This is a genomic window from Serratia sp. X3 (assembly GCF_014982455.1).
Lineage (GTDB): Bacteria > Pseudomonadota > Gammaproteobacteria > Enterobacterales > Enterobacteriaceae > Serratia > Serratia ureilytica.
This window is the reverse complement of record NZ_JADCNB010000001.1, coordinates 353823-377596: the sequence shown is the minus strand read 5'-3', so window position 1 is coordinate 377596 and position 23774 is coordinate 353823. Positions and strand designations below refer to the sequence as shown.

Below are 23774 nucleotides of genomic sequence, written 5' to 3'. Positions count from 1 at the left end.
GGCGGGGCCGCAATGAGGGATATCCCTCAATCACCCTCGCACTGGCAACGCTCAAGTGGGGTGCCGTAGCGCGACAATGAACGTTTCTTCGCTGACGCCGGCATATTCGTACCGGCACTTTCTCACCGGCACCTGGAAGTAACGCTCCAGGATATCCTCTTGCAGCAAGGCGTTTTTATCGCCAAACATGCACTGTCGCTTATTCATCAGCAGGCACTTGTCGGAGATGCGATCGGCGTAATGCAGAAAATGCGTATTCAGCACGATCGTCATCTGCCGCTCTTTGGCGAGGCGCCAGAGCATCTCGATCATTTTAGCCTGATTGTAAAAATCCAGGTTCGACTCCGGTTCGTCGAGGATCATGACGTCGGGGTCCGCCGCCAGCGCCTTGGCGAAATAACACATCTGCAATTCCCCGCCGCTGATCTGATTGATGTTTTTCTGCGCCAGCGGCGCGATCTCCAGCGCGTGCAACACCGCCTGCGCCTTGGCGAAATCTTGCCGTCGCGGCCCGGCGAACCACCCCGCCTGGCGAGCGCAGCCGAAAGTGACAAAATCGAGCACGCCATACGCGAAATGCGGCGTTTTCGCCTGCGGCACATAGGCCAGTCGGGCGGGCCGATTGTCGATGCGGCCGATCTGGCACACGCCTGACAGGGGCCGACACAGGCCCGCGACATGTCTCAGCAGAGTGGTTTTACCGGCGCCGTTCGGCCCGAGCACGCTGAGGATCTCACCGCGTTTCAGATGAAAACTGACGTTGTCGAGAATGGGCTCGCACCCTTTGAACCCCAGGGTCAACTGGCTAACGGTGATCATGTTTGCTGCTCATAATAAAAAGGAGGGCGAAAAGCGGCGCGCCGATCAGCGCGGTCAGGATGCCGATCGGGATTTCAGCGTAGGTGGCGCCTCTGGCGATATTGTCGATCACCAGTAAAAACAGCGCCCCGCTCAGCGCCGAAGCCGGGATCAGGCGACCGTGGTTATACCCCAATACGCTTCGCACCAAATGCGGGATCACCAAGCCGACCCACCCCACCACGCCGGCCAAGCTCACCGAAGCGGAAACCAGCAGAGAGGCGGCGATCAGCAACAGGATCTTCAGTCGAGGCGGATTCAGACCGGCGATGCGCGCCTCGTCGTCCCCAAGAGAGAGAATGTTCATATTCCACCTGAGCCGGTAGATAGTCAGGTAACACGCCGCAAACAGCGGGATCAGCCAATAAACCTGCGCTTTCGCTACCGAAGCGAAGCTGCCCATCAGCCAGAAGACGATCGCCGGCAAGGTATCCTGCGGATCGGCGACATATTTTATGACCGAGACAAACGCGATAAACAGCGACGCGATAATCATGCCGGACAAAAGCGTGGTGAGCGCATCCTGCCGGCGTTTGAGGCGGCAGATACCGAGCACCAGCAACAGGCTCACCACGCCGAAAAGAAACGACAGCAGCGAACTCAGGGCAAAAGGCAAACTCAATAGAATGCCCAGCGCAGCGCCAAAGGCGGAGGCGGAAGACGTGCCCAGCACGTCCGGGCTGGCCAATGCGTTTTTCAGCACCGCCTGAAAGGTCGCGCCGGCGACCGCCAACCCGCCGCCCACCAGCATCACCGCCACTACCCGCGGCGCGCGCAGGTTAAAAATCACCGAATAGCGGGCCTCGTTTTCCCCCGGCATGTTCCCCTGCCATAAAATCTGCGCCACATCATGGGCCGACAAGGCGTAGCGGCCGGCAAACAGCGATGCGAAGGCGACTGCACACAGCGAAATGAACAATCCCGCCATGATCGCCGCATATTTTCCTCTGCCCGGCATCCCCAAGCTCCTCCATTGGATTAACGCTATTCAACCGTGGCGCTAGCGTTGCGCCAGCACCTCATCCAGCAACCGGTCAGGGATCGCGTAGGAGAACATCGTCTGATAATAACGACGCGTCTCCTGCCGCAGCGTCTTGTCGCTAATGTCTTCGGGCGCGTATCGGTTGATCATGAACAGCGGCAACAGTGACGTTTCCGCCGACAGGCCTCCCCAGTTGTGAATGCCCACCGGCGTCGAGAAAACCTTGCCGTTTTTCACCGCCCTGAGCGTCTCCCACGCCTGGCCGGGGATCCCCCCATGCAGCAGCGCTTTTGCGCTGCCGAACACCACGAAAATCACATCCGGATCCCAGGCCATGATCTGCTCCATCGACACGTTGATGTACCTGCCGGCATCGCCCTTCACCGGCAAATCCCCGGCGACGTTATCCATGCCGGCCATTTTCAGATAGGTGTCGCCGTAGGTGTGCGGGCCGCTCACCTTCAGCTGCCTGCCGTCGCTTTCTTCCAGATACAACGCCCTGACGTGCTGCGCGCGGATGGCTGCGGCATAGGGGCGGATCTGCTTCAGGGTCCTTTCCCAGGCGTCTTTGAATTTATGCGTGCGCGGCAGGCCGAGGGTGTCGGCGAAGGTATTTTCCCAATACACCTGGGTGACCATCGGCTGGTATTTGGTCTTCCCGCCGGCGTCCAGATCGACCGTCATCACGCCCGCCCTTTCCAGCCGATCGTCCTGGCTTTTGCCGTAGTAATAAATGATGTCGGGCCGCAGATTCATTAACGACTCCATGTTGACCCGATAGTCCTTATTGATGAAATCGGACGTGATCCTGCCGATGTCAGGCTTCATGTCTTTCAACACATGCATATCGGCATGCATGAATGCCCAGGGGCCGACGCCGACGACGTGCCGATAGGCCGCCTCGTTGGCCAGGAGCACGCCGAAGGGGCAGTTGCCGGTGATGACGATCCGCGGGTAGCTGCCGGGCAGCGTTTGCGCCGCCGCGCTCTGCGGCAGCGCGGTCGCTTGCGGCTGGCTGGCACCGGCGCAAGCCAGCATCGGCAAAGCGGCTATCGCCAGCAAGGCGGTGGCGATGAATGTCAGTTTTACGGCCATGAGGCCTCCTGCGCGCACGCGCAATGGCGCGCGTTGATGAGCGGTGTCAGGCCGAGGCGGCGATGCCGGCGGCCATGATGGTGATCCCGGCAACGAAAACGATCGCCGCGGTGGCGACCGCACCGCCGCCGACCAACGCGGCGGTTTTTCCTTCGGAAATCTCTTTTCGCTGCAGGAAAGAGAGTTGCGACAGGGGAATGATTTTTCCGCTGTCGGCAACGATGTCTTTCGGTTCAACCTTCGCTACCGTCAGCTCGCCGCCGCTGCCGTCCTTCAGGCCGTATTTCAGCCGATCGCCGACATACACCGGCGGCTGCAACAGATAATACGGGCTATTGAGCCCCGCCTCTTTTTGTTGCAGCGCCACGTCGTGGTAGGTCGAGCAGCCGCTGAGGGAAAACGCCGCCATCCCGATAATGAGCGGCACTAGATGGGTGAATCGCATGGGAAACCTCGAACGTGCTTATTTGCTGGTTTTTAACGTAACGGCGGACTTGAAGCGCATATAGCTCACGGCCAGAGAGAGAAACGAGAACGCCGCCCCCGCCATTAAGCTGATAGTCGTCGCTTGCGCGCCGCGCATATTGAAGAAAATCGCCACTAACGCCGAACCGACGATTTGCCCGATCAACCGGGAACTGCCCAACAGACCGCTAGCGATGCTGCTGTTTTCATGAGAGACCGAGGTCATGATCAGCAGGTTGTTCGGTGATTGAAACAGGCCGAAACCGATGCCGCACAGCGCCACGCGCCATACGATCGCCCCATTCGACGGATCGGCCGGCAGGTTGGCCATCAGCAGCATGCCGGCCAACAAGCAGGCGAGGCCTGACAGGGCGACGAGATTGGGATCGTATTTCTTGGTCAAATCGCCGGAAATCAACGACGACACCATGGTGGCCAGCGGCCAGGCGGTCAGCAGCAGGCCGATTTCCACCACGTTTCTTTGCAGGACATTGTGGAAATAAAAAGGCAGCGATACAAAAGCCAAAAGCTGGGTGCTGTAAGACAGCATCGACATCAGCAAAGACAATGACAGCGTCGGGTTATGCAGCATCGCGATCGGGATCAGCGCGGCGTTGGCCTTTCTTTTCTGATTGATGTACAGCCACCCGGCCAGTCCGGCGAATACCGCAAAGCTCAGCGCCGCCGCCGGCAGATGGCGGGTGGTCATGCTCATCGTGCTGAGCGAGAAAGCGATAAACAGCACAAACACCAACAGGGCGCCCCCGCTGTCGAAGCCAACGCTGCGCCGCTCGCGGGAGCCCAGAAATATCACGCTCAGCAGCAGCGACAGGCAGGCGATGGGAACATTGATGGTGAACAGCCAGTTCCAGCTCGTTTGAGAAAGTATCGCCGAGGCGATGGACGGCCCGGCGGCGGCGGAAACCGACACCACCATCACGTTAATCCCCAGGCCGCGCCCCAGCAGCCTTGCCGGGTAGATCTCCTTAATCAGCGCCGCATTGACGCTGAGCACCGCCGCCGCGCCGAAGCCCTGTATCACTCGGAACGCCGTCAGCATCGCCAGCGTGTCGGAAAGCGCGCAGCCCAACGAGGAGAAAGCAAACAGCACCACCCCGGCCATAAAGATTTTTTTATTGCCCACCGTTCTGCCCAGCGCCGCAAAGGGCATCAACGACGCGACGACGGCAAACTGGTAGGCATTGATAATCATGATGGAGGCCGATTCGGAAACGGCGAAATCTTTCGCGATCACCGGCAGCGCTACGTTAGCGATGGTGCTGTCGAGCATGGCGATGACCGTGCTTAACGAGACGGCGAGAACCGCGAATAGATTTAGCGTCTCTTTTTCCTGGTGTTTAAAAGTCATGTTAACGCTCCAAAAACGTGGGTGTCTTTATGCCGGCATGCCGGCGGCAAAGACGCCGTTTTTATCAATTTTTGTAATTACGTTATAACATATCATTATTGGATGGTAATAAATCTCATTTGAAATATTGGGTTGCATAGTGTTTCAAAATAAGAATTAACAAATGAAATACAAATAAATCACAATATAAACATTCAATCAAATAACCATACTCAGCATAAAAAACCGGTTTATTTATAGAATGACATTAAAAGTAACAGGCGCTAACAGACGACGATGATGCCGGCACAAATTGTTATGTTATAACAATCAAACCTTCCCTTTATGCGGGTTAACCTTATGGCTAAGAAGGACCTTTTGAACACGCGCTTGTCCCGCCGCAGAATGATGCTGGCCGGGCTGGCGGCTCTGGCGCTCAATAGCGCCGTTTCTCCGCTGGCTAGCGCCCACGGCTTGCCACGCCCCAAAAAACAGGCGGGCCCTCAGGGTGCGCAAAAACGATTCCTGGTCATGTTGGATCCCGGCCATGGCGGCATCGACTCCGGCGCCATTGGCCACACCGGTTCGCTGGAAAAACATGTCGTTCTGGCGATCGCCAGAAACGTGCGGGCGCAGCTCGATCGACACGGCATCGATGCCCGCCTGACGCGCGACAGCGACGTTTTTATTCCGCTGTACGATCGGGTGGAGATCGCGCACCGGCATGGCGCGGATCTTTTCATGTCGATTCACGCCGACGGCTTTACCTGCCCCAGCGCCTGCGGCGCTTCGGTCTTTGCGCTTTCCACTAAGGGCGCCAGCAGCGCGATGGCGAAATACTTATCGAACAGTGAAAACGCGGCGGACGATCTCGCCGGCCCCCACGTCATCAAGAAAGATCGCTATTTGCAGAAGATACTGTTTGATTTGGAACAAACGGAAACCATCAAAGAAAGCCTGACGCTGGGCTCGCACCTGATCCAACATATTGCGCCCATCCATCATTTGCATGCCAAAAATACCGAACAGGCGGCCTTCGTGGTGTTGAAATCCCCATACATTCCTTCGGTATTGGTGGAAACCTCGTTCATCACCAACCCCGAGGAAGAAAGGCTGCTGGGCACCCCTGCATTCCGAAATAAAATCGCCACCGCCATCACGCAGGGGATCGTCAGCTACTTTAAACACGTCACGCACGCTTAAGCTTCACCAGGACGGCAAGCCGGCCGGCTTGCCGCGCACAGGGACGGCGTCATCATGATAAAATGCAATCCTCGCGCTTTTTCGGCGAGCCTGTGGCTCCCGCTGCTGGCCCTGTTGCCGCGCAGCGCCTTCGCCGTGCCGCTGACGGTATCGCAACACAGCAGCCTGAATTTCTACGGCACGATTATCGCCAGACGCTACAGCGGTCAAAGCGAACGCGACGACGGCGACCGCAGCTATCTCTATTTCGGCCTGATCGGCAAAAAAAAGATCGCGCCGCGCTGGCGGGCCTACGCCCATTGGGAATATACCGTCAGCTTCGCCGACGCCACCCGAAACAGCACCCGGCTCGCCTACCTCGGCGTGCAGAACGCCGCCCTGGGCAGCCTCGATATCGGCCGCAACTGGGGCGTGCTCTATGATGTGACCGCCCTGACCGATCGCTCCCCGCTGTTCAGAGAAATGGCCTACAACTACATCGACAACTTTATGCGCGGTCGGGCGCACAACCTGCTCACTTACCGCAAACCTTTCAGCCTGTTTCAGCGGCACGCCGCCCTCGCGCTGCAGTATCAGTTCAAAGACGGCGACGATCGACAGGCGCTGGGCAAACAAAACGGCAACGGGTTCGGCGCCTCCTTCCGCTATGCGCTGACGCCGACGCTCAGCCTCATCGCCGCCGCTTCGGCGTCTCAAACCACGCAGCGCCAGCAACGCACCGCCGGCTATCGTCGGCGCATCGATACGCTGGCCGAGGGGGTTCTCTATGCGTCGAAAAAAATCTATCTCGCGGCCGTGTTCACCCAAAGCGACAACGCCATCAGCCCGCAACAAACCGCTAACCGCGGCTCGGCGTCCAGTTATGAAGCGCTCGCCAAATATCGGCTGACGGACCGCATCCAACCCAACATCGGCTATACCCGTTTGATACAGGCCCGGGCAGGCCGCAACACCGACTTATTGAACTACGAGGAGTTGGGCGTGACCTGGTTGCTCAATAGCAACATGCAGGTGTTTATTAACTATGAATTCAATAACCTTTCCCAGCACGCCCCCGGCGTCGATGCGTCGGACAAACTCGATATGGGCATCAGCTATCACTGGTGACGCGCTGCCGCAGCCAATAAAAAGCCCCGCCCGGTGAGGGGCGAGGCTCGCTCGCGCCGATCGAGACGGTGCGAGAGGATCATGAGGGCAGAGTGATGACAGGGTGCCGAATGCGCCTGCTTATGGCGTGACGGACGCCTCAGCGCGGCGCTTGCGCGTTTTTCCACTCCCGCCAAATCGTTTCCAGCCCGGCGCGATACGTCGTGACGGCGAAGTCGGGAAAACGCTGTTTGAACTTGGTCGAGTCGAACAGGTTATCGTGCTCGTAGCGCGGCAGCAGCTCGCGCATCTCACGTGCCCCGGACGAAACCAACCCTGCGGCGATCAACGCCCATTTGCCGATAACGGAATATGAAATGTCCTTCCCAAACACCTCGCAGGCCAACGCGGCGAACTGCGCATAGGTGAGCCGCTCGTCGCAGCACGGGAGATGCCACGTCTGGCCGAACGCGTCGGGCGTATTGCCGAGCCGGGCTAACCCACGGCTGGCGTCGGGCGTCCAGATCAGCGTGCGCAGCCTGTCGTCGCGAACCGGCACGCGCGGTTTTTTCCCCGCTTTCAGCCTGTCGACGATCAGCGCATTGGTGAAGCTCTGCGTTTTTCCCGGCCCATAAAACTCGGGCGCACGGCCGATCAGCACGGGGATCTGCTTGCGCTCCATCTCGTTGAGCACCTTCTCGGTCATCAGGGCACGCACCCGTCCCTTGCGCCCCCGAGGCGCGAACGGCGTCGATTCCGTCTGCGGCTCGCCGCTCTGCGGATACATATAGGTATTGTCGAAATAAACAAAGGGCACGCTCGCGGTACGGCTGGCGTCCAACGCATTCTGCAGCATGGTCGGAAATTGCCGCTCCCACAGCGCCGAATCCGGCGGCAGGCCGGCGGCGAAATACACCACGTCGCTGCCCTTCACCGCCGCCAGGGTCTGCTGTGCATCGAGCAGGTCGGCCGCGACCAGCGTATCGCTGTCGTTGACCTTCCTCGGGTTGCGGCTGACCAATCTTAAATCATCGGTGTACGCGCGCTTCAGTTCACGCGCTAGCTCTTGGGCGATCTGGCCACTGGCGCCCAGGATCGTTTGCATTGGCGTTCCTTATCGCAATGAAAAAAACTCCGCCCACGCAGGGCGGAGCAAAAGTGCTTGTTCGCGCTTAACTGTTCACGAACGCCAGCAGATCGGCGTTGACCTGATCGGCATGGGTGGTCGGGATGCCGTGCGGCGCGCCCTTATAGGTATGCAGCGTGCCGTTTTGCACCAGCTTGGCCGACAGCACGCCGGAATCCTGATAAGGCACCACCTGGTCGTCGTCACCGTGGATCACCAGCACCGGAATGGCAATCTTCTTGAGATCTTCGGTGAAATCGGTCTGCGAGAAGGCGACGATGCCGTCATAGTGCGCCTTGGCGCCGCCCATCATGCCCTGGCGCCACCAGTTCCAGATAATGGCCTCCGACGGTTTGGCACCCGGACGGTTATAGCCGTAGAACGGGCCGGCGGGCACGTCGTAATAGAATTGCGCCCGGTTGGCGGCCAGCTGCGCCTGGAAATCATCGAATACCGATTTTGGGGTGCCCTGCGGGTTACTGTCCGTTTTCACCATCAGCGGCGGCACCGCGCTGATCAGCACCGCTTTGGACACCTTGTCCTCGCCGTGGCGCACGATGTAGCGCACCACCTCGCCGCCGCCGGTCGAGTGGCCAACGTGCATGGCGCCCTGTACGCCGAGATGTTTTACCACCGCGGCGACATCATCGGCGTAATGATCCATGTCGTGCCCTTCCCACACCTGGCTGGAGCGGCCGTGGCCGCGGCGATCGTGCGCAACCACGCGGAACCCTTTGTTCACGAAGAACAGCATCTGGGCATCCCAGTCATCGCTGGACAGCGGCCAGCCGTGGTGGAAGTAGATAACCTTGCCGTTTTTTGGGCCCCAATCCTTGTAGAAAATCTCGACGCCATCGCTGGTCGTTACATAACCCATGTCGTTTCTCCCATTTACCTATGGTTAAAAAAGAAGGTTTATACTGCGCACGGCACCGGGATCTCTGGCTCCCTCATCCCGGTTGGCCGACGATCTTGCGTTGATCGTTTAACGAGTATAGGTTTAAAGTTCACTTTAAGGTCAAACACAATTCGGCAAACCGCATTCCCGCTTTCACTCGGCATCAGGAGAATTCAAGTGCAGGGAGATGACATCCTCATGACGATGGAGCCGCGGCTTGCCGCCCAGCGCCACGCCTTCCTGCGCGACGGCGCGCCGACGATGCAACAGCGCAAGGCCGCCTTGCGCCGCCTGCGAAGCGCCATTCTGGCCCAGCGCGCCGCGCTGGCGGCGGCCGTCAGCGCGGACTTCGGCCACCGTTCGCCTTACGAAACCGACATTCTGGAGATTCTGGTCACCGTTCAGGCGATCGATTACCTGCTGCGCAACCTGAAACGCTTCATGAAGCCGGAGCGCCGCCACGTCGCCCTGCCGTATCAGGCCGCACGCGCCTATGTGCAATATCAGCCCAAGGGCGTGATTGGCATCATGGCGCCGTGGAACTATCCCTTCTCGTTGACCTTCATCCCGCTGGCCACCGCCCTGGCCGCCGGCAACCGTGTGATGCTGAAACCTTCGGAGCTCGCGCCGCATACCAGCCGCCTCATCGAAACGATGCTGACGGCGCTGTTTCCCGCCGATGAGGTCACCGTCGTGACCGGCGGGCCGGACGTCGGGGCCAGATTCAGCGAGCTGGCGTTCGACCATCTGGTGTTCACCGGCAGCACGGCGATCGGCCGTCAGGTCATGCAGGCGGCCGGCAAACATCTGGTGCCGTTAACGCTCGAACTGGGCGGTAAAAGCCCTGCCGTCATGGCGCGCGGCGCGGTTAACGCCAGAAACGTCAAGAGCGTGGCATTCGGCAAGCTGTCGAACGCGGGTCAGACCTGTATCGCGCCCGATTACCTGCTGGTTCATCAGGACGATCTGGCAAGCTTCATGGCGCTCTATGACGCGGCGGTTAAAAGCTTTTATCCCGACGGGCCAACCGGCGACGACTACGGCGCCATCATCAACGACAGGCACTATCGCCGCCTGCAAGCGCTGCTTGCCGACGCACAGGCGCGCGGCGCGCAACTCCATCCGGTCGGCCACCGCCCGGACTCGGCGTCTGAACGGCCGAACACGCTGGCCCCTACGCTTATCGTCGGCGCCCCCGATGACAGCGCGATCATGCAAGAAGAGATCTTCGGGCCGCTGCTGCCGGTGCGCACCTACGCCACCTTTGATGAAACGATCGACGTTATCAACGCCGCGCCGCGCCCGCTCGCGCTCTACTACTTCGGCCCGCCGGGCGAGGATCGGGACCGGCTGCTGGCGCGCACCGCCTCCGGCAACGCCAGCATCAACGCCACCCTGCTGCACTTCGCCCAGGACGATCTGCCGTTCGGCGGCATCGGCCCCAGCGGCATGGGGGCCTGTCACGGCATCGAAGGATTTCGGGCGCTGAGCCACGCCAAGGGCGTTTTCATCCAGAACCGCTGGCGCTTTACCGACCTGCTGCGCGCGCCGTTCGGCAAGCTGGCGGACGCGGTGCTCGCGTTCATGTTGCGGCGCCGATAACGCGGCGTGTTGACTATCAATAGCACATCCATAAATCGCCGCAAGCTATCACAATATTCACTCATTCCTATTTTATCTCTCCGCCGCCGCTGACTAAGCTTAGCCATGAGTCACCCTTTGCCCGTTGGCGGCGGGGGTGACGTAAATCGATTGAGTTCAGTTATTTAGCGCAACACCCGACGCAAGCCTTACCCGCATGCCTTGTTAACCGCTCCACGCCCGGCGGCTGGAGCATCTTTACGGAAGCAGAGAGCGCATTATGACAACTGAAAGCAAATGCCCGTTTTCGGGCGGCAAGCAGCCCGCACCGCAGAACGGCCCCACCAATCAGGATTGGTGGCCTAATCAGCTCAGCCTGAAACCGCTGCACCAGCACTCCCCCCTGTCCGATCCGATGGATAAAGACTTCAACTACGCCGATGCCTTCAACAGCCTCGATCTGGCGGCGGTCAAACAGGATCTGCACGCCCTGATGACCGACTCGCAGGAATGGTGGCCGGCGGACTTCGGCCACTACGGCGGCCTGTTCATCCGCATGGCCTGGCACAGCGCCGGCACCTACCGCATCGGCGACGGCCGCGGCGGCGCAGGCGAAGGCCAGCAGCGCTTCGCCCCGCTCAACAGCTGGCCGGACAACGTCAGCCTCGACAAGGCGCGTCGTTTGCTGTGGCCTATCAAGCAGAAATACGGCCGCAACATCTCCTGGGCCGACCTGATTATCCTGACCGGCAACGTGGCGCTGGAATCGATGGGCTTCAAAACCTTCGGCTACGCCGGCGGCCGCGCCGACACCTGGGAGCCGGACGACGTCTACTGGGGCTCTGAGAAGATCTGGCTGGAACTGAGCGGCGGGCCGAACAGCCGCTACTCGGGCGACCGCGATCTGGAAAACCCGCTGGCGGCGGTACAGATGGGCCTGATTTACGTCAACCCGGAAGGCCCGGACGGCAATCCCGATCCGGTGGCCGCCGCGCGCGACATCCGTGAAACCTTCGCCCGCATGGCGATGAACGACGAAGAAACCGTGGCGCTGATCGCCGGCGGCCACACCTTCGGCAAGACCCACGGCGCCGGCCCGGCGTCTCACGTCGGCGCCGATCCGGAAGCCGCCGGGCTGGAACAGCAAGGCCTCGGCTGGCATAGCACCTTCGGCACCGGCGTCGGCAAAGACGCCATCACCAGCGGCCTGGAAGTCACCTGGACCACCACCCCGACCCAGTGGAACCACGACTTCTTCCGCCACCTGTTCGAATACGAATGGGAGCTGAGCCAAAGCCCGGCCGGCGCGCACCAGTGGGTGGCGAAAGACATCGGTGAAACCATTCCCGACGCCTTCGATCCGAACAAGAAACGCCGCCCGACCATGCTGACCACCGACCTGTCGCTGCGCTTCGATCCGGCCTACGAGAAGATTTCGCGCCGCTTCTATGAGCACCCGGAGGAGCTGGCTGACGCCTTCGCCCGCGCCTGGTTCAAGCTGACCCACCGCGACATGGGGCCGCGCGCGCGCTACCTCGGCCCGGAAGTGCCGCAGGAAGCGTTGATTTGGCAGGATCCGATCCCGGCGGTCGATCATCCGCTGATCGATGAGCAGGACATCGCCGCGCTGAAAAACGCCGTGCTGGCTTCCGGCCTGTCGGTGTCGGCGCTGGTCTCCACCGCCTGGGCTTCCGCGTCCAGCTTCCGCGGCTCAGACAAGCGCGGCGGCGCCAACGGCGCGCGCATTCGCCTGGCGCCGCAAAAGGACTGGGCGGTCAACCAACCTGCGCAGCTTGCCGCGACGCTGGCCAAGCTGGAGAGCATCCAACGCGCCTTCAACGATGCGCAGACCGGCGGCAAGCGCGTCTCGCTGGCGGATCTGATCGTGCTGGCCGGCGCGGCGGGCGTGGAACAGGCGGCGAAGAACGCCGGTTTCACCCTGACGGTGCCGTTCGCCCCGGGCCGCATGGACGCTTCGCAGGAACAGACCGACGTGGACTCCTTCGAGGCGATGGAGCCACTCGCCGACGGTTTCCGCAACTTCCTGAAGGGCAAATACCGCGTGCCGGCCGAAACGCTGCTGGTCGACAAGGCACAGCTGTTGACCCTGACCGCACCGGAAATGACGGTGCTGGTCGGCGGGCTGCGCGTGCTCGGCGCCAACGTCGGCGGCACGCAGCACGGCGTGTTCACCCATCGCCCGCAGGCGCTGACCAACGACTTCTTCGTCAACCTGCTCGACATGGGCACCACCTGGCATCCGGCGAGTGAGGACGGCCTGTTCGAAGGCCGCGATCGCCGCAGCGGCGCGGTCAAATGGACCGGCACCCGCGTCGATCTGGTGTTCGGTTCGCACGCGCAGCTGCGCGCGCTGGCCGAAGTCTACGGCAGCGCCGACGGGCAAGAGAAGTTCGCCCACGACTTCGTCGCCGCCTGGAACAAAGTGATGAACCTCGATCGTTTCGATCTGGCGTAACTTAGCGACAGCACAAAGCCCGCCACGGTAAGTCGGCGGGCTTTTTTATTTGAGGGTAAAAACCGACGACACAACACATAAAAATGACTAACTGATTGATAAAATTTATAACCCCATGATAGTTTAGGCGATTAAATGCATACAAAGACAATTTAAAAATATTAAAAATCAATTAAATAGGAGTAATCATGGACGATATTAATGTTTACGGAGAAACAGGAATATTTATCATTAAAGAACAAATTTTCAGCAAAAATGGACTCCCGTCCATAGGACACTTCTCTCCTTCTGCTGTACAAATCCAGCGCTACGTCTACCAATTGCGTAAGGAACAAGAGGTTTTTTGGGAGGGGCGAAAGATCGACTATACACAGCTCGGCATTTGGGAAAAATTTAAGATACTGATGGGCAACGACTTGGTCAGTAGAGACAAACAAGGGGGCAGCACGCTCTATTCACTGGAGTTCGCCGGATTTGAAACAAGAGTAACGCCTCTGGATGGAGCAAAAGCCCCCCTCCCCGACTTTTTGGGGAAATCCTATAAGATTAACGTACCCACACCTTACATTTATGGCCAAGATCCTATCCCAGAGATGAAGCTCTATGGCAGGAAAGACGTCTCATTCATTATGAGCAACGGTGGACAATCAGCCCCTACTGCAATGGCAAAATACAACAAGACGACCAAGAATCTGATAATGATTCGTACTGAACTAGAAATGAAAAATTTGATGTTATCCTTGAGCAGCGCCAAGGAGCTAAAAAAATGAAGAAAACGATGCTGTTCATTAGTCTGATAGTCATTTATGGTTTTATTGGTTATTTTCTGCACCACCCAATGGCAAAGCTCTACTTTGCCGGGAAAACATTGTTTGTTTCTGACGTTGCAGCAACGGTCGTTACCCAGTTTAAGGCCGCCGGGATTTTCATTTTGTGCGGTGTCATCATCCTGACGCAGATCGTACTGACAAAAAAATCAAAATCCCTTAGACGATATGCCGTTATCTATAGCACTTGGGTGGGTATCCACTTCGTCTACCTTCTCGTCATCTTGATACTTAAGAGCAAGTTCCTAGAACCTCTCAACAAAATCCCGATGGATGCAATTGCTATTGAACAGTTTAACCTTGCTGGCCCAGCGCTTATTTCTCTGGTTTTAACCTGTTCGTCGCTATGGCTCGTCAACAAGTCAGGACAATCAGCACGCAATGTCTAAACACCCGAGAATCCTGAATAGTCTACTCAACTGTTACAAAAAGACCTTCACCTACTCAGGTCGCGAAAGCCGTGGGCCTTATTCAATGCTGCTTTTGTGCCAGCACGTTTGGTTTCTGCTTTATCTCGCTGTTATCGCCAGCAAGATGAATGAGATTTCCATTTTCGCGCTTGCAGCGTTTTTGCTGCCTATGCTAGCGGCCAATGTGCGCCGTTTGCACGATGCGGGTTACTCCGGTGGTTGGTGCCTGACCTGGTTCTGCTTCACACCCTATGTGATGCTGATCTTCGCGCTGTTCCTTCCCGCAAAGAACCTCAACAATCCTTACGACGATCGCCCAAACCTGGCGTAAGCCCCCTCAACGGCCTGCTTCGGCGAGCCATGGCTGGCGCCGCGATATTCTCTTTTCCCGCTTATTCGTATTTACTCAACAAGTCATATAAAAATTTGATGGGCGGCAATTCTTCTAATGCTGTATTTATATTTAGAGGGCAATGAAGAACGTAAATTCAGCGCGCTAATACGATATATCCCAGCAAGGAGAAGACCGTTATGGATTATCCTCGATACACCTCAACACGCGACGAGGCGGGCCTCATTATCAGCACCGTCCCTTAGCGGCAGCGGGTTTGGCCGGCAAAGGCGCCCCATCGTTTTAGGCCATAAAAATAGATGATCTGCACCTGCGCGATATTCGCCCAGGCGTCTGACGTTCGCCCTTCGTTAATGTTTCACGGCGCGCATTGCGCTTTTCGTTTTTATTTTCAGCCGACGGGAAAGCTCATGGAAAATTACGCTTCACTCAGGAAAATAACCGCTACCTGGAGGTCAACATGCAACATATTATCGGCATTTCTTCTCGTCGGCTGAGGATATCAGCCCTTGCGCTGCTGCTCCCGGCGATGTCATGGGCGTCCGATACGGCGTCTGTCGCCGTGGGGCCGCAGTATGACACCACCCATGTCTACGTCGAACGCGGCAAAATGGATGCCTTTGTCGACAGCATCCTGAAAACCTTCGGCGGCACCAGCACCGAACGCGTGCTGGTCAACGTCACGCCCACGCCCAGCGAAACCTACTCCCAGCTGATACTGACGCCGGCCGGCAGCTTCTCGGTGTTCGATTTCAAAACGCCGATCCCGCATCCGTTTGGCGCCGAGCGCAACGGTTTTCTGGTCAGGGATATGGACGCCGCCATCCGGCAAGCCAAGGCCGCCGGCGCCGATGTGCAGGTCGAACCCTTCGACGATCCGATTGGCCGCGACGCGGTGATCCAGTGGCCCGGCGGCGTCAACATGCAGCTTTATTGGCACACCAAAGCGCCCAACTACAAGCCGCTGCTGAGCGTGCCGGAAAACCGCCTGTATCTCTCCGCCTACCGCGTCGATGACTTCCTGAAAAGCTATCAGGCGTTCTCGCACGCCAAGGTGGCGAGCGACGCGCAAGTCAGCGATGCGGCGATCGGCCGTAACGGCAACGGCAAGATCCGCCAGATCGAACTGGACTCCCGCTTCGGCAAAACGCGCATTTTCGTCACCGACGGGCATCTGCCTTATCCGTTCGGCCATGAGCGCACCGGCTATGGCGTCGACGATCTGTCGGCCACGCTGGCCAAAGCGACGGCCAGCGGCGCGCAGGTGCTGTGGCATTCGACGGCGGCGGAACGCCGCGCCTCGGCGCTGGTGAGTTTCCCCGGCGGCTATATCGCCGAAATTCACCAGACGGCTAAATAAACCCAAGGCGCGCTGCGGCGCGCTTTTTTCTTCGGATATCCATGATGAAACGCACGCTACCTGCACTGTTGCTGTTCTCCACGCTCCCCGCGCTGGCGGCGGAGCCCGCCGCTTCCCCCTGGAAAAACATCCCGTTGGGCGATGCGGCCACGTTGTCTTTCGACGGTTCACTGCGCGAGCGCTATGAATGGACGGATCAGCGGGATCTGAACGGCGGACGCGACGACACCTTCATGCAGCGCTTGCTGGTTGGCGCGCGCCTCGACTACGGCGACTATGTCGGCGCCTATGTGCAGGTGGGATCGTCGCTGGCCACGCCGCGCGACCGCGGGCGCAAGCCGACCGACGAAGATCATGCCTACCTCGGCCAGGGCTATGTGGATATGAAACTGCCCACCGCCTACGGCCTCGGCACCCTGCGGATCGGTCGCCAGGAGATTGCGCTGGGTTCGCTGCACCTGCTGGGCACCCGCGACGGTCCCAACGTACGCCGCGCCTTCGACGCTATCCGCGCCAGCTGGGTCAAGGACAAAAACCGCCTCGACGCCTTTATCGGCCACCCCATTACGCTCAAGACCGGCAGTTTCGACGACGATACCGACAACAGCCAAAAGGTGTGGGGGCTGTACGGCACCACGCCGCTGACGCCGCTGGCTTCCTCGCTCGATCTTTATACCTTCGGCTTTGAAGATAACGACGCCCACTACGCGCAGCTCAGCGGGCAAGAGCGGCGCTACACCGTCGGCGCGCGCATTTTCGGCGCGGCGCAGGGCTTCGACTGGGACAATGAGGCCGCCTGGCAGTTCGGCAGCGCGGAACAGCGCGACATCCGCGCCTGGTCAGCGTCGGCGCACGCCGGCTATACGGTGAACGACTGGCGCTGGCGGCCGCGCTTTGGCGGCAAAATCGGCATCGCCAGCGGCGACAAAAACGGTCACGACGGGCAGCTCAATACCTTTAACGCCATGTACCCCAAGCTGCCCTACCTGACCGAGAACGGGCTGGTGGCGCCGGCGAACCTGATCGCCATCCATCCTTCGGTCACGATCACGCCGTGGCAAACTCTGTCCATCGACTTCAGCTGGGACGCGCTATGGCGGCAACGCCGCGAGGATGCCTTCTACCTCGGCCCGATGCGTCCGGTGAAAGGCAGCGCGCAGGGCTCGCGCTTTATCGGCAACCAGTACCAGGTCGAAACCACCTGGACGCCGCGCAGCGATCTCCAGTTCAAGGTGGCCTATGTCTACTTCGACGTCGGCCACAGCCTGCAGCAACATGCCGGGCTGAAAAACATGAACTTCGTGCTGGCGCAGGGCACCTACAGTTTTTAACGCCAAGCCAAGAAAAAAGGCGCCGAACAGGGCGCCTCGTCTGTCTTACACCGCTTCCAGCTCCGCCGCCAGGGTGGCGACCAGCTCCGCCGCCGGCATCGGCCGCGCCAGGCCCACGCCCTGCCCGGCCCACAGCGACATAAACTCCGCGCGTCCGGCCTTGGCCGCCGCCTGGCGAATATCGCCGGTGAGCGCGTTCTGCACCGGATAAGGCAGGATCTGCGCCTCTTCCGCGCGCATCTGCCGCATGAAATCATTGACGATGCCGCGCGCCGGGCGGCCGCTGAAGGCGCGCGTCAGGCTCGTGCTGTCATCGCCGGCGTTGCGCAGCGCCGCTCGCCAGGCGTCGGCGATGCCCGACTCCGGGCTGCACAGGAATGCGGTGCCCAGCTGCGCCGCCTGCGCGCCCAGCAATTGCACCGCCGCGATGCCGCGCCCGTTCATGATGCCGCCTGCGGCGATCGCCGGGATCTTCACCGCCGCCACCACCTGCGGCAGCAGGGCCATCAGGCCAACGCAGGACTGTTCGATATCGCCGAGGAAGGTCGGGCGATGACCGCCCGCCTCCGCGCCCGAAACGCAGACGAAGTCGGCGCCCGCCTCTTCCCAGGCGCGGGCTTCCGCCACCGTGGTGGCGGTGCCAATCACCCGACAACCGGCCTTCTTGAACTGCGTGACCGTCGCGCGCGGCAGCACGCCGAAGGTGAAGCTGACCACCGGCGGCGCAGCCTCCAGCAGGGCCGCGATCTGGTCGCGGTTGTTTTCGGCGAATTGGGTTGGGATCGGCGGCTCGCTCAGCCCCAGCGCTTCGCGGAACGGCCGCAGCTGATGCTGGGCGCGCTTGAGCTCGGCGAGATCCGGGTGCTGCTCATCGAGCAGAAACAGATTGATGTTGAACGGCGCGGCGGTCTGCGCGCGGATCTGCTGCACGCGCTCGAGGATCACCGCCGGGGAAAACAGCGCCGCCGCGCACGATCCCAGCGCCCCGGCGTTGCTCACCGCCACCGCCAGCGCCGGCGGCGACGCGCCGTTCATCGGCCCCTGAACGATCGGATAGCGCAGCCCAAGCTCGCGGGCAAAAGCAGAAGGTGCCGTCATCAATATGTCTCCCTGTGCTGACTACATTCGTCTTACGGCGGCCGCGCCGCCGAACCGACCAAAAGCATAGCACCTTCTCACCGCCTGGCCGTGCAGTTAATGCTTCACCTGACGCCGGTCGAGCGACAGGAAGTGATGCACCACCGGTTTCTCAGGGCCGATATGGAAGCGCAGCGCCTCCTGCTGCAGATCGGCGTCGGCGTGCGATACCCGCTGGTGCTGCCGCAGATGCTCCGCCCAGGACTCCACCAGGAACCACTCCATGATGCATTCCGGATCGCCGGTGTGCTCAGTGATGCCCCAGGCGTAAGCGCCATCGCGGCGACGCGCCCGCTCCAGCATCAGCAACGTACGCAAGAATTGCGGCCGATCCTGCTCGCGAATGCGGTACTCCACCTGAATCATCACCGGGCCGCGATCGTTCTCGACCGGCGTGTTAACCAACGGCTCAGGCCAATGGTTCGATGGCTGCAGATCGGCCTCGCCGGTCGGCAGACGCAGGCGGTGGAATAGCAGCCCCGCCGCCAACAGGCCGACGCCGCCGACCAGCAGCGTGGCGGCCACGCCCAGCTCCTGCGCCACCAGCCCCCACAACAGGCTGCCCGCCGCCATCGCGCCGTTGAACACCATCAGATAGATGGCCAGGCCGCGGCCGCGCACCCAGTTAGGCAGCACGCCCTGCGCCGCGCCGTTGAGCGTGGTCAGCGCAATGATCCAGCCGGCGCCCAGCACCAACAGCAGCACCACCGCCAGCCACTGCGGCGGCGCCAGCGACAGGGCCGCCATTACCGCCGCCGTCAGCACCGCCGCCAGCAACACCAGCCCGTCGGCGTTCAGCCGCTGGCGCAGGCGCGGCAGCACGATCGCCCCGAGGATCGCCCCGGCGCCCACCGCCCCCAGCAGAACGCCGTAAAAACCGGCGCTGCCGCCCAGCATGCGGCGCGCCACCAGCGGCAGCAACGCCCAGACCGAGCTGGAGAAGGCGAAGAACACCGCCGCCCGCAGCAGCACCACGTGCAACTCGCGGCTGGAACGGGCATAGCGCAGCCCGGCGCGGAAGGCGCCGAAGAAGTGTTCCGACAGGCCGCTGTCCTCAACCTTCGGCCGCTTCCACCACAGCAGCGCCGCGATCACCAGCACATAGCTCATCACGTCCGCGCCGTAAGCCGCGCCGGCGCCGAAGCTGGCCAGCAGCAAACCGCCGGCCGCCGGGCCGATGGAGCGGGCGATGTTGATACCCAGCGAGTTCAGCGCCACGGCGTTTTTCAGCTCGGCGCGCGGCACCAGCTCCGGCACGATCGCCTGCCAGGTCGGCCCCATCAGCGCCGCGCCGATACCGCCGACGAAGGTCAGCGCCAGCAGGTATTCCACCGTCAGCGCGCCGGTCTGCGACAGCAGCAACAGGCTGCCGCTGACGCAGGCCAGCAGAATTTGCACGAAGATCAAAAAGCGTCGCCGATCGAGAATGTCCGACAGCACCCCGGCCGGGATAGCCAGCAGGAACACCGGCAGCGTGGCGGCGGTTTGCATCAGCGCCACCGCCGAAGGGTTGCTCGACAGATCGGTGATCAGCCATGAGCTGGCGACGTCGCGCATAAAACTGCCGACGTTGCCAAGCACCGTAGCGCCCCACAGCACCGCAAATAATGGAATTTTCAGCGGCGCGAAGCCGCCCGCCGTCGCCTTGTTTTCCGTCTGTTCAGCCATCCGTTCGCTCCTTCAAATCGTTAAATGCCACCAGCAACAGCGCGCCGGCCAGCCCGAGGTGTTCAAAAAATCCGTTCATCATCTGACCGCGCTCCGCCCCGTCGAACTGCCAGAACGGATTGGCCATCAGCGTCGCCATCAGGGTAAAACCGGCCAGCGCCAACGCGCCGAGCCAGCGATAAAAACCGCTCAGGATCAGCGCCGACGCCGCCAGTTCCAGCAGCGTCACCAGCACGGCGAACAGCACCGCCGGCTGCAGGCCGAAGTGGGTCATCTCGGCGATGGCGCCCTCAACGTTCAGCGCCTTGACCAGCCCGCCCTGAATGTAGGCGGCGCAGATCGCGAGCAGCAGCACCCAGCGCACCGCAGGCGCGTGCAGCCGCTGCGCGCAGCGGGCAGCGATAACAGTCAGGTTCATCGCGCCCCCTTAAAATGGCGAATTCTGGATGAAGGCCAGCAGATCGGCGTTGAAGCGATCGGGATCGACCTGCGCCAAACCGTGAGGGCCGCCGGCGTAAACATTCAGCTCCGCCTGTTGCATAAGCTTAGCGGCTTTCAGCGCCGAGGCGCCGATCGGCACGATCTGATCGGCGTCGCCGTGCACCAGCAGCGTCGGCTTGTCGATCGCCAACAGATCGGCGGTGTAATCCACTTCGGAGAACGCACGCACGCAGTCGTACTGCCCTTTCACGCCGCCCTGCATGCCCATCAGCCAGAAGCTGTCGATCAGCCCCGCGTTGCTCTCCACCTCGTCGCAGTGTAAGCCGTAGAACGGCACCGCCAGCTCTTTGAAGAACTGCGAGCGGTTGCCCGCCACGCCGCTGCGAATGCCGTCGAACGCCGCCATCGGCGTGCCCTCTGGGTTGACCGGCGTCTGCAGCATCAGCGGCGGCACGGCGCCGACCAGCACTACCTTCGCCACCCGATCGCTGCCGTGACGGCCGATGTAGCGCGCCACTTCGCCGCCGCCGGTGGAATGGCCGACCAGGATCAGATCGCGCAGATCCAGCGTTTCGATCAGCAGGGCCAGATCGTCGGCGTATTGGTTGATGTCGTTGCCGTGCCAGGTTTGATCAGAACGGCCGTGGCCGCGGCGATCGTGGGCGAGCACGCGGAACCCGCTCTGGCCGAAAAACAGCATCTGGTTGTCCCAGGCATCGGCGGACAGCGGCCAACCGTGCGAGAACAGGATCGGCTGGCCGCGGCCCCAATCCTTATAGAAAATGCGTGCGCCATCGGGCGCGGTAAGAGTGCTCATGACGTGTTCCCCGCTCGGTATCGAATTGGATTTTGGACGGGTTAACAGTACGGCAGGCGCAAAGGCAGTGATAACGGAATAATTTTCGCATGATCGCGAGTTTTTTTGCTGAAGAGGCCGGCGCAGCCGCCGGCTCAGGAAGACAGGGAAACGAGGCCGCTTAACGGCTGTGGTGGTGCTGCAGCCGTTCGCTGCGGTAGGCGCTCAGCAAACACCCGCCGAGGGCGATCAGCGCCAGCGGCGCGGCGACGAAGCCGATGTTGCCCATGCCCAGATGCAGGCTCACCTGGTTGCCCAGCAGCGCGCCGCTGCCGATGCCGAAGTTGTACAGGCCGGAGAAGATCGCCATCGCCACGTCGGTGGCGTCCGGCGCCAGGCTCAAGACCCTGGCCTGCATCGACAGGCCGATCGCCATGATCGCCATGCCCCAGAAGAGGCACAGCACCGTCAGATGGCTTTCGCTGCCGGCGGCTGGCAACAGCAGCAGCAGACTCAGGGCCAGCAGCGTAATGGCGCCGATAAAGAAGCCGGAAGGAAAACGCTCGCTGTAGCGGCTGAACAGCAGGCTGCCGACGATGCCGGCGGCGCCGAACAGCAACAGCATCAGCGTGGTGAAGTTCTCCGACAGCCCGGCCACGGTCTGGATAAACGGCTCGATGTAGCTGTAGGCGGTGAAGTGCGCCGTCACCACAATGATGGTCAGCATGTAAAGCGCCACCAGCGCCGGACGCTTGAACAGCAGCGGCACGCTGGCCAGCGAACCGGAGTGCTCGCTTTTCAGCACCGGCAGCAGGCGCCACAGCAGCACCAGCGCCAGGGTGGCGCACACCGCGATGCCGATAAAGGTCATGCGCCAGCCGAGCAGTTGCCCGACCACGCGCCCGAGCGGCAACCCGAGCACCATCGCCAGCGCGGTGCCGCCCGCCAGCAGGCTCAGCGCCTGGGCTTTCTTGCCCGGCGGCGCCACGCGGATTGCCAGCGAGGCGGTGATCGACCAGAACACCGAGTGCGCCAGCGCCACGCCGGCGCGCGAGATAACCAGCGTGGTAAAGTTCCAGGCCACGGCGGTCAGTATGTGGCTGGCGATAAACAGCATGAACACGCCGATCAACAGTTTGCGGCGCTCAATTTTGCTGGTCAGCAGCATGCACGCCAGCGAGGCGGCGGCGACGATCCAGGCGTAAATGGTAATGATCAAGCCGACCTGTTCGGTTTGCATCGAAAAGCTGGCGGCGATATCGCTCAGCAGACCGACCGGAATAAACTCGGTGGTGTTGAAAATAAAGGCCGAGACGGCGAGGATGACCACGCGCAACCAGGCGGTTGAGCGGGAAACGGGAGCGTGTTCCATGGTAAAAAAAATCCGGACAGGTGCGGGCAAGTCGCGATATTTTAACCAACCGGCCCGCTAAATGCGATACGCGTCACATTTTAATTGTGTGGTTTTTTTCACCGCCCGGCGACACGCTCACCGACGCACGGTTGCCAAAATGCTGTGCTAATCTATTGAAGCGTACCAATTTTTCCTGCCGCTCTTCCCCGGCTGCCCACGCGCCGCGCCGAAGACCCGCGCAGTGTCCCTTTGGCGTTTCCTGAGGCGAGGTCATTATGATGTCCGCGATTTATGATTGGTCCGTACTTGCCCTGCGCAATGTTTACGATCGCCGCATCCAGGGCCAGCCGGTGCTCGACAGCGCGACCCTCTTCCCCGACGCCGAACGCTTCACCGCCCAATGGCGGCAAATCCGCGAAGAGGCGCTGACGGTCGCCCACGATCTGCACAATATCCCGCGCTTCCACGAGATCATGAGCCAGCAGGCGTCCATCTCCGCCAACGACGCGCGCGACTGGCGCATGTTCATCATGAAGGCCTATGGCCAGCCCATCCCGCGCAACCTGGCGCGCTGCCCGACGCTGGCGGCGCTGATCGCCTCCTCGCCGGACGTGCTGTCCGCGTCGCTCTCCTTCCTGGCGCCCGGCAAACAGGTGCCGCCCCATCGCGGCCCGTTCCGCGGCATTCTGCGCGGCTATCTGGTGCTGGACATGCCCAAACGCGCCGACGGCGCGCCGGCGGCGGTGCTGAAGGTGGATGGCCGCGAATACCGGCTGCGCGAAGGGGAGTTCATGCTGTGGGACGATACCTTCGAACACGAGGTATGGAACGACAGCCCGCAGGTGCGCACCGTGCTGCTACTGGACATCCGCCGCCGCGACATGCCCGGCGGGCTGCGGCTGCTCTCCGGCGCCATCATCGCGCTGGTGCGGCTGAACGTGCGCTGGATGCAGCGCCAGTTTTGACTGCGGCGCACAGGC

At 61.0% G+C, this 23774-nt stretch carries 22 protein-coding genes; 10 read left to right on the top strand and 12 right to left on the bottom strand.

Annotation, left to right across the window (positions count from 1 at the left end; genetic code table 11):
- Window positions 1-51: 51 nt before the first annotated feature.
- Genes IMX17_RS01830 through IMX17_RS01810 form a run of 5 tightly spaced genes read right to left on the bottom strand, consistent with a single transcriptional unit; the run spans window position 52 to window position 4769 of the window.
- The gene (locus tag IMX17_RS01830; protein WP_182264181.1) at window positions 52-819 is read right to left on the bottom strand and encodes an ABC transporter ATP-binding protein; all 768 of its coding nucleotides are present in this window, start codon (window positions 817-819) and stop codon (window positions 52-54) included.
- Entirely contained in the window at window positions 806-1816 is a 1011-nt protein-coding gene (locus IMX17_RS01825; protein WP_046896419.1) for an iron ABC transporter permease, read from the bottom strand. The genes IMX17_RS01830 and IMX17_RS01825 overlap by 14 nt, the downstream gene beginning before the upstream one ends.
- A gap of 42 nt (window positions 1817-1858) precedes the next feature.
- Window positions 1859-2935 carry an ABC transporter substrate-binding protein gene (locus IMX17_RS01820; RefSeq protein WP_227414445.1) on the bottom strand — a complete coding sequence of 359 codons (1077 nt, stop codon included), beginning with the start codon at window positions 2933-2935 and terminating at the stop codon, window positions 1859-1861.
- Window positions 2936-2981: 46 nt separating this feature from the next.
- Complete coding sequence (locus IMX17_RS01815; RefSeq protein ID WP_227414444.1) at window positions 2982-3380, bottom strand: hypothetical protein; 399 nt, start codon at window positions 3378-3380, stop codon at window positions 2982-2984.
- A gap of 18 nt (window positions 3381-3398) precedes the next feature.
- A complete protein-coding gene (locus IMX17_RS01810) occupies window positions 3399-4769 on the bottom strand; it encodes an MFS transporter (protein WP_046896417.1) in 1371 nt (456 codons plus the stop codon).
- Window positions 4770-5108: 339 nt separating this feature from the next.
- Here IMX17_RS01810 and amiA point away from each other — a divergent pair, with 339 nt between their 5' ends.
- Complete coding sequence (gene amiA / locus IMX17_RS01805; RefSeq protein WP_046896416.1) at window positions 5109-5951, top strand: N-acetylmuramoyl-L-alanine amidase AmiA; 843 nt, start codon at window positions 5109-5111, stop codon at window positions 5949-5951.
- 54 nt (window positions 5952-6005) lie between these two features.
- Window positions 6006-7058 carry a porin gene (locus tag IMX17_RS01800; RefSeq protein WP_182264180.1) on the top strand — a complete coding sequence of 351 codons (1053 nt, stop codon included), beginning with the start codon at window positions 6006-6008 and terminating at the stop codon, window positions 7056-7058.
- Window positions 7059-7197: 139 nt separating this feature from the next.
- Here IMX17_RS01800 and IMX17_RS01795 read toward each other — a convergent pair whose 3' ends face one another.
- Both IMX17_RS01795 and IMX17_RS01790 read right to left on the bottom strand, forming a co-directional pair.
- Window positions 7198-8142 (bottom strand): NAD-dependent epimerase/dehydratase family protein, encoded by a 945-nt coding sequence (locus IMX17_RS01795; protein ID WP_193549271.1) that lies wholly within the window; start codon window positions 8140-8142, stop codon window positions 7198-7200.
- A 67-nt stretch (window positions 8143-8209) separates the two neighbouring features.
- Entirely contained in the window at window positions 8210-9040 is an 831-nt protein-coding gene (locus tag IMX17_RS01790; RefSeq protein ID WP_046896414.1) for an alpha/beta fold hydrolase, read from the bottom strand.
- A gap of 219 nt (window positions 9041-9259) precedes the next feature.
- Between IMX17_RS01790 and IMX17_RS01785 the strand changes: the two genes are divergently transcribed.
- The 7 genes from IMX17_RS01785 to IMX17_RS01755 all read left to right on the top strand — a co-directional run bounded on the left by IMX17_RS01785 (window position 9260) and on the right by IMX17_RS01755 (window position 17398).
- Window positions 9260-10663, top strand: coding sequence for a coniferyl aldehyde dehydrogenase (locus tag IMX17_RS01785; RefSeq protein WP_193549270.1), 1404 nt, complete (start codon window positions 9260-9262; stop codon window positions 10661-10663).
- A gap of 259 nt (window positions 10664-10922) precedes the next feature.
- Window positions 10923-13118 (top strand): catalase/peroxidase HPI, encoded by a 2196-nt coding sequence (gene katG / locus IMX17_RS01780; protein ID WP_046896412.1) that lies wholly within the window; start codon window positions 10923-10925, stop codon window positions 13116-13118.
- 188 nt (window positions 13119-13306) lie between these two features.
- Window positions 13307-13888, top strand: coding sequence for a hypothetical protein (locus IMX17_RS01775; protein WP_016927058.1), 582 nt, complete (start codon window positions 13307-13309; stop codon window positions 13886-13888).
- The gene (locus tag IMX17_RS01770) at window positions 13885-14334 is read left to right on the top strand and encodes a hypothetical protein (RefSeq protein ID WP_046896411.1); all 450 of its coding nucleotides are present in this window, start codon (window positions 13885-13887) and stop codon (window positions 14332-14334) included. The genes IMX17_RS01775 and IMX17_RS01770 overlap by 4 nt, the downstream gene beginning before the upstream one ends.
- Entirely contained in the window at window positions 14327-14686 is a 360-nt protein-coding gene (locus tag IMX17_RS01765) for a DUF805 domain-containing protein (RefSeq protein ID WP_193549269.1), read from the top strand. The genes IMX17_RS01770 and IMX17_RS01765 overlap by 8 nt, the downstream gene beginning before the upstream one ends.
- 481 nt (window positions 14687-15167) lie before the next feature.
- On the top strand, window positions 15168-16067 hold the full coding sequence (locus IMX17_RS01760) for a VOC family protein (protein WP_046896409.1): 900 nt from the start codon (window positions 15168-15170) through the stop codon (window positions 16065-16067).
- A gap of 41 nt (window positions 16068-16108) precedes the next feature.
- Window positions 16109-17398 carry an alginate export family protein gene (locus IMX17_RS01755; RefSeq protein WP_046896408.1) on the top strand — a complete coding sequence of 430 codons (1290 nt, stop codon included), beginning with the start codon at window positions 16109-16111 and terminating at the stop codon, window positions 17396-17398.
- A 45-nt stretch (window positions 17399-17443) separates the two neighbouring features.
- On the opposite strand, the gene IMX17_RS01750 is transcribed toward IMX17_RS01755, so the two are convergent.
- From IMX17_RS01750 to IMX17_RS01730, 5 genes are all read right to left on the bottom strand, one after another.
- Window positions 17444-18496 carry a nitronate monooxygenase family protein gene (locus IMX17_RS01750; protein WP_046896407.1) on the bottom strand — a complete coding sequence of 351 codons (1053 nt, stop codon included), beginning with the start codon at window positions 18494-18496 and terminating at the stop codon, window positions 17444-17446.
- A gap of 96 nt (window positions 18497-18592) precedes the next feature.
- Window positions 18593-20203: an MFS transporter gene (locus tag IMX17_RS01745; protein WP_099784436.1), complete on the bottom strand. Its 1611-nt coding sequence runs from the start codon at window positions 20201-20203 to the stop codon at window positions 18593-18595.
- Entirely contained in the window at window positions 20196-20621 is a 426-nt protein-coding gene (locus IMX17_RS01740; RefSeq protein ID WP_193549268.1) for a DoxX family protein, read from the bottom strand. Before IMX17_RS01740 ends, IMX17_RS01745 begins: the two co-directional genes overlap by 8 nt.
- Window positions 20622-20630: 9 nt before the next feature.
- The gene (locus tag IMX17_RS01735) at window positions 20631-21461 is read right to left on the bottom strand and encodes an alpha/beta fold hydrolase (RefSeq protein ID WP_193549267.1); all 831 of its coding nucleotides are present in this window, start codon (window positions 21459-21461) and stop codon (window positions 20631-20633) included.
- Between the two features lie 160 nt (window positions 21462-21621).
- Window positions 21622-22812, bottom strand: a complete 1191-nt coding sequence (locus tag IMX17_RS01730; protein WP_193549266.1) for a sugar transporter — start codon at window positions 22810-22812, stop codon at window positions 21622-21624.
- 260 nt (window positions 22813-23072) lie between these two features.
- Here IMX17_RS01730 and IMX17_RS01725 point away from each other — a divergent pair, with 260 nt between their 5' ends.
- Window positions 23073-23759 (top strand): aspartyl/asparaginyl beta-hydroxylase domain-containing protein, encoded by a 687-nt coding sequence (locus IMX17_RS01725; RefSeq protein ID WP_193549711.1) that lies wholly within the window; start codon window positions 23073-23075, stop codon window positions 23757-23759.
- Window positions 23760-23774 lie beyond the last annotated feature (15 nt).